Source organism: Pseudomonas sp. PIC25 (assembly GCF_002286785.1).
Taxonomy (GTDB): Bacteria; Pseudomonadota; Gammaproteobacteria; order Pseudomonadales; family Pseudomonadaceae; genus Pseudomonas_M.
In genome coordinates, this window is record NZ_MUJY01000041.1 from 19,287 (window position 1) to 32,935 (window position 13,649).

The 13,649-nt window shown below is 55.3% G+C and carries 15 protein-coding genes and 1 tRNA gene; 9 read left to right on the forward strand and 7 right to left on the reverse strand.

Going from position 1 to position 13,649, the window contains the following annotated elements; translation table 11 throughout:
• Positions 1 to 75: 75 nt before the first annotated feature.
• The gene (gene nadC, locus BZL41_RS03415) at positions 76 to 924 is read left to right on the forward strand and encodes a carboxylating nicotinate-nucleotide diphosphorylase (protein WP_095598001.1); all 849 of its coding nucleotides are present in this window, start codon (positions 76 to 78) and stop codon (positions 922 to 924) included.
• 41 nt (positions 925 to 965) lie between these two features.
• On the opposite strand, the gene BZL41_RS03420 is transcribed toward nadC, so the two are convergent.
• The 4 genes from BZL41_RS03420 to BZL41_RS03435 form a co-directional block, all read right to left on the reverse strand.
• Positions 966 to 1,041 (reverse strand) — tRNA-Thr (locus BZL41_RS03420).
• Positions 1,042 to 1,097: 56 nt separating this feature from the next.
• On the reverse strand, positions 1,098 to 2,660 hold the full coding sequence (locus BZL41_RS03425) for an O-antigen ligase (RefSeq protein ID WP_095598002.1): 1,563 nt from the start codon (positions 2,658 to 2,660) through the stop codon (positions 1,098 to 1,100).
• Between the two features lie 15 nt (positions 2,661 to 2,675).
• Positions 2,676 to 4,505 carry a sulfatase-like hydrolase/transferase gene (locus tag BZL41_RS03430; RefSeq protein WP_143518014.1) on the reverse strand — a complete coding sequence of 610 codons (1,830 nt, stop codon included), beginning with the start codon at positions 4,503 to 4,505 and terminating at the stop codon, positions 2,676 to 2,678.
• Positions 4,506 to 4,567: 62 nt separating this feature from the next.
• Positions 4,568 to 4,987, reverse strand: a complete 420-nt coding sequence (locus BZL41_RS03435; RefSeq protein ID WP_095598004.1) for a pilin — start codon at positions 4,985 to 4,987, stop codon at positions 4,568 to 4,570.
• 223 nt (positions 4,988 to 5,210) lie between these two features.
• Here BZL41_RS03435 and pilB point away from each other — a divergent pair, with 223 nt between their 5' ends.
• Genes pilB through yacG form a run of 5 tightly spaced genes read left to right on the forward strand, consistent with a single transcriptional unit; the run spans position 5,211 to position 9,817 of the window.
• Positions 5,211 to 6,914, forward strand: coding sequence for a type IV-A pilus assembly ATPase PilB (gene pilB / locus BZL41_RS03440; RefSeq protein WP_095598005.1), 1,704 nt, complete (start codon positions 5,211 to 5,213; stop codon positions 6,912 to 6,914).
• Between the two features lie 5 nt (positions 6,915 to 6,919).
• Positions 6,920 to 8,137 carry a type II secretion system F family protein gene (locus BZL41_RS03445; RefSeq protein WP_095598006.1) on the forward strand — a complete coding sequence of 406 codons (1,218 nt, stop codon included), beginning with the start codon at positions 6,920 to 6,922 and terminating at the stop codon, positions 8,135 to 8,137.
• 2 nt (positions 8,138 to 8,139) lie between these two features.
• The gene (locus tag BZL41_RS03450) at positions 8,140 to 9,012 is read left to right on the forward strand and encodes an A24 family peptidase (RefSeq protein ID WP_095598007.1); all 873 of its coding nucleotides are present in this window, start codon (positions 8,140 to 8,142) and stop codon (positions 9,010 to 9,012) included.
• Positions 9,009 to 9,620 (forward strand): dephospho-CoA kinase, encoded by a 612-nt coding sequence (gene coaE, locus BZL41_RS03455; protein ID WP_095598008.1) that lies wholly within the window; start codon positions 9,009 to 9,011, stop codon positions 9,618 to 9,620. The genes BZL41_RS03450 and coaE overlap by 4 nt, the downstream gene beginning before the upstream one ends.
• Positions 9,617 to 9,817 (forward strand): DNA gyrase inhibitor YacG, encoded by a 201-nt coding sequence (gene yacG / locus BZL41_RS03460; RefSeq protein WP_095598009.1) that lies wholly within the window; start codon positions 9,617 to 9,619, stop codon positions 9,815 to 9,817. Before coaE ends, yacG begins: the two co-directional genes overlap by 4 nt.
• A gap of 6 nt (positions 9,818 to 9,823) precedes the next feature.
• On the opposite strand, the gene BZL41_RS03465 is transcribed toward yacG, so the two are convergent.
• From BZL41_RS03465 to BZL41_RS03475, 3 genes are all read right to left on the reverse strand, one after another.
• Positions 9,824 to 10,039 carry a hypothetical protein gene (locus BZL41_RS03465; RefSeq protein ID WP_095598010.1) on the reverse strand — a complete coding sequence of 72 codons (216 nt, stop codon included), beginning with the start codon at positions 10,037 to 10,039 and terminating at the stop codon, positions 9,824 to 9,826.
• A 106-nt stretch (positions 10,040 to 10,145) separates the two neighbouring features.
• On the reverse strand, positions 10,146 to 10,835 hold the full coding sequence (locus tag BZL41_RS03470; RefSeq protein ID WP_095598011.1) for an energy-coupling factor ABC transporter permease: 690 nt from the start codon (positions 10,833 to 10,835) through the stop codon (positions 10,146 to 10,148).
• A complete protein-coding gene (locus BZL41_RS03475) occupies positions 10,832 to 11,257 on the reverse strand; it encodes a GNAT family N-acetyltransferase (protein WP_095598012.1) in 426 nt (141 codons plus the stop codon). The genes BZL41_RS03470 and BZL41_RS03475 overlap by 4 nt, the downstream gene beginning before the upstream one ends.
• Before the next feature lie 109 nt (positions 11,258 to 11,366).
• On the opposite strand from BZL41_RS03475, the gene BZL41_RS03480 reads away from it, so the two are divergent.
• From BZL41_RS03480 to BZL41_RS03490, 3 genes are all read left to right on the forward strand, one after another.
• Complete coding sequence (locus BZL41_RS03480) at positions 11,367 to 11,996, forward strand: DUF1780 domain-containing protein (RefSeq protein WP_084339415.1); 630 nt, start codon at positions 11,367 to 11,369, stop codon at positions 11,994 to 11,996.
• A gap of 104 nt (positions 11,997 to 12,100) precedes the next feature.
• On the forward strand, positions 12,101 to 12,274 hold the full coding sequence (locus tag BZL41_RS03485) for a DUF3094 family protein (protein ID WP_084339414.1): 174 nt from the start codon (positions 12,101 to 12,103) through the stop codon (positions 12,272 to 12,274).
• A 60-nt stretch (positions 12,275 to 12,334) separates the two neighbouring features.
• The gene (locus BZL41_RS03490) at positions 12,335 to 13,636 is read left to right on the forward strand and encodes an NAD(P)/FAD-dependent oxidoreductase (protein WP_095598013.1); all 1,302 of its coding nucleotides are present in this window, start codon (positions 12,335 to 12,337) and stop codon (positions 13,634 to 13,636) included.
• Positions 13,637 to 13,649: the final 13 nt, after the last annotated feature.

Sequence of the window (13,649 nt, forward strand, 5' to 3'; positions counted from 1 at the left end):
CATCGACCGCGCAATTCGCTGCATACCGAGGACAGCTGTCTCTATAATCGCCCGATCCAGACAGTGGAGCCCAGCATGCCCAACCTGACCCTCGCCGATCTGACCGCCGAAATCGAAAGCAACGTCCGCCGTGCGCTGGCGGAAGATATCGGCAGCGGCGACATCACCGCCCAACTGATCCCCGCCGAACGACTGGCCCACGCCAGCGTGATCACCCGTGAAACGGCCGTCGTTTGCGGCACCGCCTGGGTCAACGCCGTGTTTCGCCAGCTCGATCCCCGCGTCGCCGTGCACTGGCAAGTCAACGACGGCGACCGTGTCGCTCCCAATCAGACACTGTTTCACCTGGAAGGTCCCGCTCGTGCCCTGCTCAGCGGCGAACGCAGCGCTCTTAACTTCCTCCAGACGCTCTCGGCGGTCGCCACCCGCTGCCGGCACTACGCCGACTTGGTGGAAGGCACCGGCGTCAAACTCCTCGACACACGAAAGACCCTCCCCGGCCTGCGTCTTGCCCAGAAATACGCCGTCACCTGCGGCGGCTGCCATAACCACCGCATCGGCCTTTACGACGCCTTCCTGATCAAGGAAAACCACATCGCCGCCTGCGGCGGCATTGCCCAAGCCATACGAACCGCCCACCACATCGCCCCGGGCAAGCCGGTGGAAGTCGAAGTGGAAAGCCTGGAAGAACTGAAAGAAGCCCTGGACGCCGGCGCCGACATCATCATGCTCGACGAACTCAGCCTCGCCGACATGCGCACCGCCGTCACCCTCACCGCCGACCGCGCCAAACTCGAAGCCTCCGGAGGCATCAACGAAACCACCCTGCGCGGCATCGCCGAGACGGGCGTCGACTACATCTCGCTGGGAACCTTGACCAAGGACGTCAAAGCGGTGGATCTTTCGATGCGGCTGAGCCTGTAAGAAAGAGCAAAGCCCCGCTCGGAGGCGGGGCTTAAAGATTGTGGTGCCGGCAATAGGAGTCGAACCTACGACCTTCGCATTACGAATGCGCTGCTCTACCAACTGAGCTATGCCGGCGGCAGGCGGAAACTAGCATTAAGGAATTAAAAATGCAATTCCACCAAAGCGCATTTTTATATGTCGAAGCGAAGCCCACCCTGCCTTAACACAGATGACCTGCTAGCCAATAATGCAAAACCTAATGCAAGAAACGCAGAAGGGCTCCCGTAGTAAAAAACCCCATCCACCATACTTAGCATGAGTAGTGAAACCACTATGCCCATGCCTAGTGCAAGCCCCTCCTTTTCCAACGATCCACTTCTCGCCCCAAAGTAGGTCCGTACCCCTTCAATAAATAACCACCCCAATGGAATTCCTATAATGAGTGTCCCCACAACTCCCCACTCGAGCAAAAACTGAACCAACCCATTGTGTGCTTGAGATATCTTTCCAAAATTCCAGACCAGCCTGAACCCGTCCCCTCCCCAGCCGAACAAAGGTCTTTGAAGTATATAATCAAGAAGATGAGTCCAGATCCACAGTCGACTACTACTGAGGCGATTGAGAGAGTCTGCCGACTCCGAGCGAACCAGAGCCGACAACCATCCCAATCCCGGATGTTCGACCGCAAACAGAGCAGAGAGCAAAAAGGCCAATAATATACCAATAAGAAGCCATACCCAGACCCTTCCCTCTCGCCATGGAGCACTCACACCCATCAAGGCAACGCCACCGCCTATGCTCGCCAGGAATGCTCCTCTACCACCACTCCAGAGCAGCATCGAGCCAGCCAACAAATACACAAGCCAAGATAAGATTCGATATCGCCCATCAGTCGATGAAATTACTGCCCAAGCACTTACTACGAGACCAACACAGAGAAAATAACCCAAATGACGAATATGCTGATAAAAAGGGGGGGATAAAAACCAGTCATAGCTCCATGGATCAGCCATCCCCATCCAAGCCTCAGACAAGACAAGTGCGTAAGAAAACACCCCAAACAGAACTGCCGCCGCACACCAACGGTGTCCTTCTTTATCCTCTCGCAACCACAAATAAAGCCCCCAGCCCAACCCCGCATGCGCGGCAATTTGCGCCATACGCCCCCAGCCTAATACACCATACCCATCTTTAAGGATAAGTATATTTGAAAGGCCTAATGAAATACCGCCCAGACAGAAAAACAGCAAAAGCAAGCCAGCCCTGACTTCAGGCTTAAAGATAGTCAAAGCCAAAATCAACAACAAAAACTCTAATAGAGCAATGTTTACCTGATCCTCAAAAAGAGCCTCAGAATTAGAAAAAACCAATAAAACAAAAAATAAGAACACAGCAGAACGAAACAACAAAAAAAGCGCCTCGATACGCCAATCAACCCGCCAGAACCACAACCATACCCCCCAGACCATATGAGAAAATAAAAAAATCAACCCCTGCCATACAAAAACAGGCTGCCCATCCAACCCAACCAAAAAACACCCAACAAAAAAAGAAAAGAAGACTCCACCAAAAGACAAACCAAATAAAAAACCGTCATTTAATCGCTGCACTCGCCCTAGAAAAAGGCCGAGCATAACGAGAGCGGCCTCAAGCACCCCGAATGGCCAGTAACTCACGAACTCAGCAGAAACCAAGTACAAGCAGACTGCCAGCAAAAAACACGAGACCGCTTGTCGCCCCGCAATACTACTCATTTCGTCCACGCAGCATCAAAACCCCTGACGATAAATATTAGAATATTTTTCTATTTCTTCAATGTCAGCAGACGGCGCTTCCACTTGTCTAACAGGAACTCCGCGATCATCGAGGAGAAAGGAATAATACTTTTGCCGAGCAAAAGAATGCCAAGTTATATGATTACGGCACCGGAGCCCTATGTCTTTTGCAACCAGAAGGCGTGGTATCTCCTCTTCACGCAAACTTAGGCGCCCCCCCTCAATTCTGTAAAGGCCAATTGCCTGTGAAAACACCTCCGACTCTTTCAGATTTCGATAATCTGACGCAGCTTCAATACGTAGCCCTGTCTCTACTATTAAGCATGAATTTTTGTCCGATACCTCTATAGAGCCGGCCCCGACGTAGCGCTCTATTACTTCGCGCAAATTCAACAAGGATACTTGGTCATGTCTCACGCCAGGAGAGCTAGCGGGATAACCGTCTTGGAATACTGCCATGCCAAGAGCGATACGATTCTGATGATCACTGAGTATATCCGCCCCATGCCCATAACTTCTGAGCTCTGTAGACTTCCCGTCAAGCATCACGGTAGCTTCAAGCTCCCCGACCCCCTCACCATGGTCGGATAGCAAAACGACAAGTGCATTATCCAATCGCCCTTGCTCGCGCAAGCCTTGGATTATCTCGCCAATTTGCTGATCCACCACCTGCAATGCTCTGAGGTGTTGTTCTAGAAAGCGGTTGTCCAAATCCAGACTCAAGCTTGAATGACGCGTCCGATAAGGAAAGTGGGCCGATTCCAGATGTACGGCCAGGAATATTGGCTTACTAGACTGTGCAGCCCGGAGCACGCCCTCAACGAAACCGGAGGAAGAATAGTTTGTATAAGACGCCACATTCAAATAGGAATAAGGCAACAAATACTCACTCAGCGCCGACTGCAGTAAAAAATTCGTCAGCGGCGTATCATTTACTCGCTGCAATAGGAAATCCAAAGCCCCGGCCCTGGGCCCCACCACACGATCGAACCCAAAGGACTCATCGATATTACAAAACCGGCGTTCATCTATTGCAAAGACAGTCTTATAACCTGACTCGCGCAAAACACTCGAAACCAAGCCTTGTCGCTGCACATGGCCCAAACTTCTAAGATTAAAAACAGCGCCATGGTCTGCTGGATACTTTCCACTCAGGATACTAACCCAAGCTGGAAAAGTTCGTCCTAGAGGAGTATAGGCTCTATCGAAGCGGAGACTTGCTTTCATTAACCCCCTCATGTTTGGCAGAAGATTTTCGTATCGAGAAAGGACATCTCCAGACAATGAGTCAACGCCAATTAGAATTACGTTCCTGCCTTCTGCCGGCACGCCCACCTCGCCGGAAACCTCCGCCCAACCAAAGCCCATACCAGCCAAAACTGTGAAAAATGCGAAAGAACGCCAAGTACCGCCCCAGGCTAGCGAAATAAAAACCCCCGCCCAAAGGGCTAGCAGGGCTTCGAAAGACCACACAGGAAGGAAGGACAGAACAGCCGAATAGCTAGAGGCAGGAAAATATCTAGAGTTAACAGCCATTAACGACAGCCACCCTAGGAGTAAAAGCAACATTTCCCCATAGTTGCCTTTCACCCCTAACGCCTTGGCAGCTCTACGCCCCAGCCAGCAGAAAGATAAGAAAAAGATAAGAAGCAGACCAAGGTGCACTAAAAAACAAACCGCAAGGCCGGCAGCAAGTGAAAAATCAAACGCTAGAAAAATCGCCCGCCAATTGAAACCGCCTTCTTCAGAGAGAGAGCCAAGATCTAAAAATAGAGGAAAATAATAGAAAAGGCCAAAGAGAAGGAAGAAGAGGAACCTGCACACATTCAAAAACCCCAACCACCACCAAAAAAGAAAAAGCCACGCTTACGCGTGGCTTTTTTCGATTAAGCGCCGCTGCGGCAGTTGCTCGGACGGTACTTTGTACTCACGGTACCGCCAGTGCAAGTCCAGGTGATGCCACCAGAAGTAACGTTGGGCTGCAGAATAATAGTTCTTCCGGCATCGACTTTGTTGTTATACGTGATAGTAATGGCACCGTTGGCGCCTACAGCAACCCCGGTAACTGCGTTGCCAGTAATACTGGTAGCCAGCCCAGCAGCAGTGTTAGTGGTCGGCATGGTGCCTTGCGAAGAATAGTACTCAGCCACAGCCGCCTTCGCCCCGGCAGCAAGCGTCAGACCTTCGGATACATGGGAACGCTTGGTGTAATCCTGATAAGCCGGCAGAGCAATAGCAGCCAGGATACCAATAATCGCAACAACGATCATCAGTTCGATCAGCGTAAAACCTTTTTGAGCTTTCATTTAAGACTTCTCCTAAGTTAATAGGCCAGGTGACCTGCCTGATACCCTGCATGTAGCATGCCAACTCCGGCATCCGCCATTCTTCGTCCCTTCCCACGCCAGATCTACGCACCACCCTAAATTTTTTCGCCATCTTGTGACGTTTTTTGGCACCTGATCTACGCACATTTGGCAGTGCTGGGCTACTGCGATATAAGGCAGCAGTGCTGAATGAGGTTTTTGCATGAACGACAGCGTGTCCCTTTCCGGCTTGGCGAAGCAATTGGTGCTGGCAGAACTGCTAGACGAGCGAAGCGCTCAGCAGGCGCAAGCCCAAGCCCATAGAAATAAATTGTCCCTAGTCACCTATCTGGTGCAAAACAAACTGGTAAAAGGTCGAGCCTTGGCTGAACTGGCCGCCGAGCAGTTTGGGGTGGCATTCCTTGACCTCAACGCTATAGATAAAGAAGGACAGCCTAAGGACCTCGTCAGCGAAAAGCTGATTCGACAGCACCGCGTCCTCCCTCTCTGGCGCAGAGGGAACAAGCTATTCGTTGCAGTTTCCGACCCAGCTAACCACCAGGCCGTCACAGATATTCAATTCAGCACCGGCCTTAATACGGAATCCATTCTGGTCGAAGATGACAAGCTAGGCGATGCGATCGAAAAGTTTTTCGAGAGCAGCGCCAGTGGCATGGAAGATCTGGGTGATGTCGATCTGGACGGCGTGGATATCGAGGCCGTAGACGAAGACAAGGCAGATGCTGGCGCGGGCGGTGACACCGATGACGCCCCTGTGGTTCGCTTTGTCAATAAAATGCTGCTTGATGCGATTAAAGGCGGCTCTTCGGACCTTCACTTCGAGCCTTACGAAAAAGCTTATCGCGTACGATTCCGTACTGACGGCATTCTGCACGAGGTTGCCAAGCCCCCCATTCAATTGGCCAGCCGGATTGCAGCACGCCTCAAGGTCATGGCTAGTCTGGACATTTCCGAACGACGCAAGCCTCAGGATGGCCGGATAAAGATGAAGATTTCCAAATCCAAGGCCATCGACTTTCGCGTCAATACGCTCCCTACTCTGTGGGGCGAAAAGATTGTGATGCGTATCCTTGATCCATCCAGCGCACAGATGGGTATTGATGCCCTAGGTTACGAGGAGGATCAGAAGGAACTCTATATGAATGCCCTGAAACAACCCCAGGGCATGATTCTGGTGACCGGCCCGACTGGTTCGGGGAAAACCGTATCCCTCTATACCGGCCTCAATATCCTTAATACCGTGGACATCAATATTTCAACGGCCGAGGACCCGGTGGAAATCAACCTGGAAGGCATCAACCAGGTCAACGTTAACCCACGCCAAGGCATGGATTTCGCCCAAGCGCTTCGTGCCTTCCTGCGCCAGGACCCGGACGTGATCATGGTGGGTGAGATCCGCGACCTGGAAACCGCCGAAATCGCCATCAAGGCCGCCCAGACCGGCCACATGGTGATGTCGACGCTCCATACCAACAGCGCGGCGGAAACGCTAACGCGCCTACGCAATATGGGCGTCCCGGCGTTCAATATCGCTACGTCGGTCAATCTGATCATCGCCCAGCGCCTGGCACGCAAGCTTTGCGGCAGCTGCAAGAAGGAAATCGACGTTCCTCGTGAAGCCCTGCTGAAGGAAGGGTTTCCCGAAGACAAGATCGGAACCTTCAAAATCTATGGCCCGGTCGGCTGTGAAAATTGCAAGGGCGGCTACAAGGGCCGTGTCGGTATTTATGAAGTGGTTAAAATTACGCCAGCGCTCCAACGGATTATCATGGAAGAAGGTAACTCCATCGATATCGCCGCCCAGGCGCGAAGAGATGGCTTCAATGACCTACGCACCTCGGGCCTGCTCAAGGCCATGCAGGGCGTCACCAGCCTCGAAGAAGTCAACCGCGTGACCAAGGAATAACTCCAATGGCGGAAAAAGCGTTGAAAACCAGTGTCTTCGCCTGGGAGGGCACAGACAAGAGAGGAACCAAGGTCAAAGGTGAACTGGCCGGGCAAAACCCTGCTTTGGTCAAGGCCCAACTACGTAAACAGGGCATCAACCCGATCAAGGTACGTAAGAAATCGGTATCACTTTTCAGTGCCGGCAAGAAGATCAAACCGCTGGATATCGCTTTGTTTACCCGCCAGATGGCGACCATGATGAAGGCAGGCGTTCCTCTGCTCCAGTCCTTCGACATCATTGGCGAAGGGTTTGAAAACCCCAATATGCGCAAATTGGTTGACGAAGTTAAGCAAGAAGTGGCTGCAGGCAATAGCTTTGCGGCATCGCTCCGTAAAAAGCCTCAATATTTTGATGACCTGTACTGCAATTTGGTGGACTCTGGCGAGCAATCAGGCGCCCTGGAGACCTTGCTAGATCGCGTGGCCACTTATAAAGAGAAAACCGAGGCTCTGAAAGCCAAGATCAAGAAAGCCATGACCTACCCTATTGCGGTCGTGGTTGTTGCGATCATCGTATCAGCCATCCTCCTCATAAAGGTTGTTCCACAATTTCAATCCGTGTTTGAAAATTTTGGAGCAGAGCTCCCAGCCTTTACCATGATGGTCATTAATCTTTCGGAACTTCTCCAAGAGTGGTGGTTTATAGTTCTGATTTGTTTCTTTGCAATTGGCTTCTCCTTTAAAGAGCTTCATAAACGCTCAGAAGGTTTCCGAAACTGGATTGACCGGGCAGTTTTGAAGCTGCCAATTGTGGGCGACATTTTATATAAATCGGCTGTTGCCCGTTACGCAAGGACATTATCGACTACTTTTGCCGCTGGCGTTCCACTCGTTGATGCTCTTGACTCTGTCTCTGGCGCTACCGGTAATGTGGTTTTCAAGAGCGCAGTCAACAAGATCAAACAAGATGTCTCCACCGGCATGCAGCTAAATTTTTCCATGCGCACGACAGCAGTATTCCCTGCCATGGCAGTGCAAATGACAGCCATTGGCGAAGAGTCGGGTGCTTTGGATGACATGTTGGACAAGGTGGCAAGCTTTTATGAAGAAGAAGTTGACAATATGGTTGATAGTCTTACCAGCCTTATGGAACCCATGATTATGGCCGTCCTCGGTGTGTTGGTCGGCGGTTTGATCATCGCCATGTACCTTCCGATCTTCCAGCTGGGCTCTGTGGTTTAAACATGCCTTTGATCGACTTTTTGGCCAGCCATGTGCTGGCCTTTGTTTTATGTGCGTTGGTGCTGGGGCTGTTGATTGGCAGCTTTCTCAATGTGGTGATTCATCGTTTGCCGAAGATGATGCACCGGGATTGGCAAAGTCAGGCCAGGGAGTTGCTGGGCCTGCCGGCTGAGGACAGCGGGCCTGTTTTCAATCTGGTACTGCCGCATTCGCGCTGCCCTCACTGCAATCACCAGATCAAAGCGTGGGAGAACATTCCCATCGTCAGTTATCTGGCGCTGCGCGGTAGATGTTCGGCCTGCAAGGCGCCTATCAGTGTGCGTTATCCGCTGGTTGAGCTGGCCTGCGGCTTGTTGTCGGCTTACGTGGCTTGGCATTTCGGTTTCGGCTGGGCGGCCGGGGTGGCTTTGGTGCTGACCTGGGGCTTGCTGGCGATGAGCATGATCGATGCCGATCACCAGTTGCTGCCTGACGCCTTGGTGCTGCCGTTGCTCTGGCTGGGCCTGATCGTCAACAGCTTCGGGCTTTTCGCCAGTCTGGAGGATGCGCTCTGGGGGGCGGTGGCCGGTTATCTGAGCCTGTGGTCGGTGTATTGGCTGTTCAAGCTGATCACCGGTAAGGAAGGCATGGGCTATGGCGACTTCAAGTTGCTGGCCATGCTCGGTGCCTGGGGTGGCTGGCAGATTCTTCCGTTGACCATCCTGCTGTCGTCTCTGGTCGGGGCCGTGCTGGGTGTGATCATGCTGCGCTTGCGCAACGCGGAGACCAGCACGCCGATTCCCTTCGGCCCTTATCTGGCCATCGCTGGCTGGATTGCTTTGCTCTGGGGTGATCAAATAACCGGTACCTATTTGCAGTTCGCCGGTTTCAAATGAGTAAACCTTGGATTCTGGGCCTGACGGGCGGTATCGGCAGTGGCAAGACCGCCGTCGCCCAGCATTTCATCGATCTTGGCGTCCATCTCGTGGATGCCGACCACGCTGCACGCTGGGTCGTCGAACCCGGGCGCCCTGCCCTGGATCGCATCGCCGAGCATTTCGGGGAAGAAGTTCTCCTGCCTGATGGACAACTGGATCGCGCCGCGCTGCGAGGACGGATTTTCCAGAATCCCGAGGAGCGGCGCTGGCTGGAAGGTCTCCTGCACCCCTTGATCGGCCAGGAAATTCTGGCCCATCTCGGTCGTGCCGAGTCCCCCTACGCGATTCTGGTGTCTCCGCTGCTGGTCGAGTCCGGACAGCATCGCCTGGCTCAGCGCGTCCTGGTGGTGGACGCCCCGGAGCATCTGCAACTCGCCCGGACCATCCAGCGCGATCAAGTGACCGAAGAGCAAGTACATGCCATCCTTCAAGTGCAGGCCAAGCGTGAGGAGCGCTTGCACCATGCGGACGACGTGATCGTCAACGACCGCGATTTGAGCTGGTTGAAGGCCGAAGTCGAGCGGCTGCATCACTTCTACCTGACCTTGCGCGGAGGCCAGCCATGAGCCAACCCATGACCGTTGAATGCCCAACCTGCGGCGCGCCCGTGGAGTGGGGCCCACAAAGCCTGAACCGGCCATTCTGCTCGGAGCGTTGCAAGCTGATCGACCTGGGTGCCTGGGCCGCGGAGGAACATGCGATACCCGGTGACCAACTGGAAGACGATCTGTTCTCCGGCGACCTTCCGCCTCGGGGACACTGACGAACCTCAGGGACGCATGAAAGCATAGTCCCTCTCGTCATCGAGATTGTCGGCCAGGAACTGAAGCTCTTGCGCCAGGTCATCGATGGACCGGACAGACTTGCTGCGCTCGACGATGGCACTCAGCAAGGCACGCAGTGCCATCGCTTCATCGAACCCGCTCCCCTCCGCCGCCGCCAGTTCGGTCGCCAGCACCTGACGCGCCCAATCGTGTACTCCCATGCCATGCTCCTGTTGTCGGTGTGTTGATCATCGTTGCCAGAAGACGACCGGCGACTTGATCCACATCAACCCAACCTAGCCGATCCGCTGGCTGAATTGCCTGCCATCAATGGGGCGGCTCGTCGCCTTTCCAGGGGGCTTGCAGATAACGGCTGCGGTTAAACGTCTCGAGCCAGTCTGGATAGAACACCACCAGGGCCGATATGGCGGTGCCGTTGATGAAAGCCTCGGGGAACATCACCAACCAGAGGTAGCCAGCGAATTCCTCGATCCAGGGCGGCATGGGAAAGCGTCCATCGATCCACAGCACACCCAGCCCGGCCAATACGCAGAACAGTGCAGACAGGGCGGCCGGAAAGAAACCTGAACAGAAGATATAGACGAACAGATTGCGTGGCTGTGCACGCTCGACCAAGGTCGCGCATACCTCCGTCACCAGTACCGGAATCAGCACCAACAGCACCCCGTTCATCCCCAGCGCGGCAACATCCTGGCGGCCGATAACGATCAGGCCAAGCTGTGCAGACAAGCCACTGAGTATCGCCAGCGGCCAGTCGAGCAACAGCGTCACCGCAGTCATGCCGATGAAATGAAGGGAAAGCCCGGAATCGAAATCGCGCCGCACCAGCCACAGGAAGAACAAGGCCAGTACCGTACCGAACAGCAAGTGTTGCCGACGCATGTCGCTGAACAGCTCCAGCCAGGGCGCTCGCCAAGCAGCCCAGAGCAGGATCGGTAGATAGAGCGCCCACCCTAGCCATTGGCTTTCGGGGGAGAGCAGTTCCGCGCCGATCATGAACGCACCCCATGCGTGGAAAACACCTGGATATCCTGCCTCTGATTCCAGCCCCCTTGGGCGGCCCAGAAGGCCAACGCCTCAGGCGCATCGCTCAACACGAAGACGTGGGACTTATGCACACCAAGCTCAGCGAGACGAGCCAGCACCTCCTTCAGGAGAGCCCTAGCGATACCACGGCGACGATATGCCGGATCGACAACCAGGTGCTGTAGATAACCCCTTCGACCATCGTGCCCCGCCATCACACACCCAATCAGTTGCCCTTCATGCTCCGCGATCAGGCTCAGCCCCGGATTTCGGGCCAGATAAGCACAAAAAGGCTCGAGAGCATCTTCGGGTCGTATACGAATACCGGGTGTGCACTCCCATAACGCCAGCAATGCGGAATGATCCTCAGGCAAGACCGAACGAATCTGCATGGAAGTCTTCCATCGAGAAGAAAGCACCAGTGTACCTCTCCCAAGCAGCAGCGACTGACGCCAGACGAAGGGGTACCTCTCCCCAGCCAAGCGGGCTAAGCTGCTTGCCATGGATGACTCAGACTATCTGCGCCTGCTCACCCATCAGGCCGAACAAGCCAACGCGTTTCTCTCCAACGCCCGCAAATGGGAACGCGAGCGCTGGGTTTGCCAGCGCCTGTTGCAAGCGCTGAATGTCTCACACCGCATCGAAGAATTCGGCAGTGCAGGCCAGGAGCCGCCGGATGTGCTGTTCCGTGACGCCAATTTCGAGGTGTTCTTCGTGCTGGATGAAGGACGTCGGCTGAATGAGGAATGGCGCGCCGAACTGGAGCGACGCCGCAGCGCGTTCTCCCTTAGCCAACTGGTGCGCCGCGAGAGTCGTCCACGGCGCATTCCCGCCACCGAACTCCAAGCCCGGCTGGCACCGACCCTGCGCAAGAAGGCGCATAACTATGTGGAGCGCGATCTGGATCTCGGCGATCTGGACCTGCTCGCCTTCGTCAATCTCAAACGCGCCGTGCCCGACTTCAACAGCCACTTTCCACCGCCGACCGAATACCTCCGCCAAGGCTGGCGATCGCTGTCCATGGTCGGCCCAACCTTCGCCCGCGTCCTGTTCGCCCATCCGGGCGCTCCGGATTTCCTGCGCAACAACCTCGGGCGCACCATCCTGTTCGACATCGGTATCGCGCTGTGATCCGTGTATTGCACGGCGGCATTATCGGACTGAATGACGACCTGAGCGTTGAGCGATAACGAAGGGCACGGATAGAATGACGTCACACTTCATCGAGGCCCTCCATGCCCAGCCGCCTGAGTCCTGACGACCAACAACGCGTCGACCAGTACCTGAGTGCTCCCCAGCATCAAGTCGAGCGTAAGCCATTCCGCCCCTGGCTGCTCCTGCTCCTTGTGCTTGCCGTCGTCATCGGCCTCGGCCTCCTTAGCCGCCTTCTGAGCCAACTGGTGCTATGAGCTGCTTCGCGCTCGCCCTATCGGCCGCCCCGGATTTTCCAAGCCTTGTGAGACTGTCCCATGTCCCATCGTATCGTGATCGTCGGCGGCGGCGCCGGCGGGCTGGAGCTCGCCACCCGTCTGGGTAGAAGCCTCGGCAAACGCGGCCAAGCCCACATCACCCTGGTCGACTGCAACCTGACCCATATCTGGAAGCCACTCCTGCATGAAGTAGCGGCTGGGTCGTTAAACTCGTCCTGGGACGAGCTGAACTATGTCGCCCAAGCCAAATGGAACCACTTCGAGTTCCAATTGGGCCGCATGTGCGGACTGGACCGCACCCGCAAATGCATCCAGTTGTCCGCCACCCGCGACGAGCACGGTTTCGAATTGGTTCCGGAACGCGAGATCAGCTATGACACGCTGGTCATCGCCGTGGGCAGTACCACCAATGACTTCGGCACGCCAGGTGCGGCCGAGCATTGCATCTTCCTCGATACCCGCGAGCAGGCCGAACGCTTCCACAGCCAGTTCCTCAGCCACTACCTGCGCGCCCACGCCCGCGAGGGCAACGATGCCACACAGATCGATATCGCCATTATCGGCGCCGGTGCCACTGGCGTGGAACTGGCGGCGGAACTGCACCACGCAGCCCATCAACTGGCCGCTTACGGCCTCGATGGCATCACTCCGGAGAACCTGCGGATCACCCTGATCGAGGCCGGCCCACGTGTGCTTCCGGCCCTGCCGGAACGCATCAGCAAGCCAGTGCATGAAACCCTGGAAAAACTTGGCGTTCGGGTAATCACCGGCGCGGCCGTCAGTGAAGTCACTCGCGATGGCCTGAAGACCAACCAGGGGCAGACGCTGGCCGCGAACTTGATGGTCTGGGCGGCCGGTATTCGCGCACCAGCCTTTCTTCGCGAGCTGGGTGGCCTGGAAAGCAACCGCATCAACCAATTGCTCGTCCGCCCGACACTGCAGACGACTCTCGATGACGACATTTTCGCCTTCGGTGATTGCGCTGCCTGCCCACAACCAGGCAGCGAGGGCCGCAACGTCCCTCCCCGGGCCCAGGCAGCCCACCAGCAAGCCTCTCTGTTGGCCAAGTCGATCAAGCTGCGGATCGCCGGCCAGCCTCTACCGGAATACCGCTATCGCGACTATGGCTCGCTGATTTCGCTATCGAGCTTCTCAGCAGTGGGTAATTTGATGGGCAATCTGATGGGTAGCGTGAAGCTGGAGGGATGGCTGGCCCGGATGTTCTACATTTCCCTTTACCGCCTGCACCAGATGGCGCTGTACGGCACTATGCGCACGCTGCTCCTGATGCTCAGCGACCGGATCGGCCGCAGCACGGAACCACGCTTGAAGCTGCACTGAAAAGGGCTATGTC

What these genes read in the sequence shown, in the direction of transcription:
- nadC (WP_095598001.1), top strand. Translation starts at nt 76, where the DNA reads ATGCCCAACCTGACCCTCGCCGATCTGACCGCCGAAATCGAAAGCAAC.
- BZL41_RS03425 (WP_095598002.1), bottom strand. Translation starts at nt 2,660, where the DNA reads ATGAGTAGTATTGCGGGGCGACAAGCGGTCTCGTGTTTTTTGCTGGCA.
- BZL41_RS03435 (WP_095598004.1), bottom strand. Translation starts at nt 4,987, where the DNA reads ATGAAAGCTCAAAAAGGTTTTACGCTGATCGAACTGATGATCGTTGTT.
- pilB (WP_095598005.1), top strand. Translation starts at nt 5,211, where the DNA reads ATGAACGACAGCGTGTCCCTTTCCGGCTTGGCGAAGCAATTGGTGCTG.
- BZL41_RS03445 (WP_095598006.1), top strand. Translation starts at nt 6,920, where the DNA reads ATGGCGGAAAAAGCGTTGAAAACCAGTGTCTTCGCCTGGGAGGGCACA.
- BZL41_RS03450 (WP_095598007.1), top strand. Translation starts at nt 8,140, where the DNA reads ATGCCTTTGATCGACTTTTTGGCCAGCCATGTGCTGGCCTTTGTTTTA.
- coaE (WP_095598008.1), top strand. Translation starts at nt 9,009, where the DNA reads ATGAGTAAACCTTGGATTCTGGGCCTGACGGGCGGTATCGGCAGTGGC.
- yacG (WP_095598009.1), top strand. Translation starts at nt 9,617, where the DNA reads ATGAGCCAACCCATGACCGTTGAATGCCCAACCTGCGGCGCGCCCGTG.
- BZL41_RS03465 (WP_095598010.1), bottom strand. Translation starts at nt 10,039, where the DNA reads ATGGGAGTACACGATTGGGCGCGTCAGGTGCTGGCGACCGAACTGGCG.
- BZL41_RS03470 (WP_095598011.1), bottom strand. Translation starts at nt 10,835, where the DNA reads ATGATCGGCGCGGAACTGCTCTCCCCCGAAAGCCAATGGCTAGGGTGG.
- BZL41_RS03475 (WP_095598012.1), bottom strand. Translation starts at nt 11,257, where the DNA reads ATGCAGATTCGTTCGGTCTTGCCTGAGGATCATTCCGCATTGCTGGCG.
- BZL41_RS03480 (WP_084339415.1), top strand. Translation starts at nt 11,367, where the DNA reads ATGGATGACTCAGACTATCTGCGCCTGCTCACCCATCAGGCCGAACAA.
- BZL41_RS03485 (WP_084339414.1), top strand. Translation starts at nt 12,101, where the DNA reads ATGCCCAGCCGCCTGAGTCCTGACGACCAACAACGCGTCGACCAGTAC.
- BZL41_RS03490 (WP_095598013.1), top strand. Translation starts at nt 12,335, where the DNA reads ATGTCCCATCGTATCGTGATCGTCGGCGGCGGCGCCGGCGGGCTGGAG.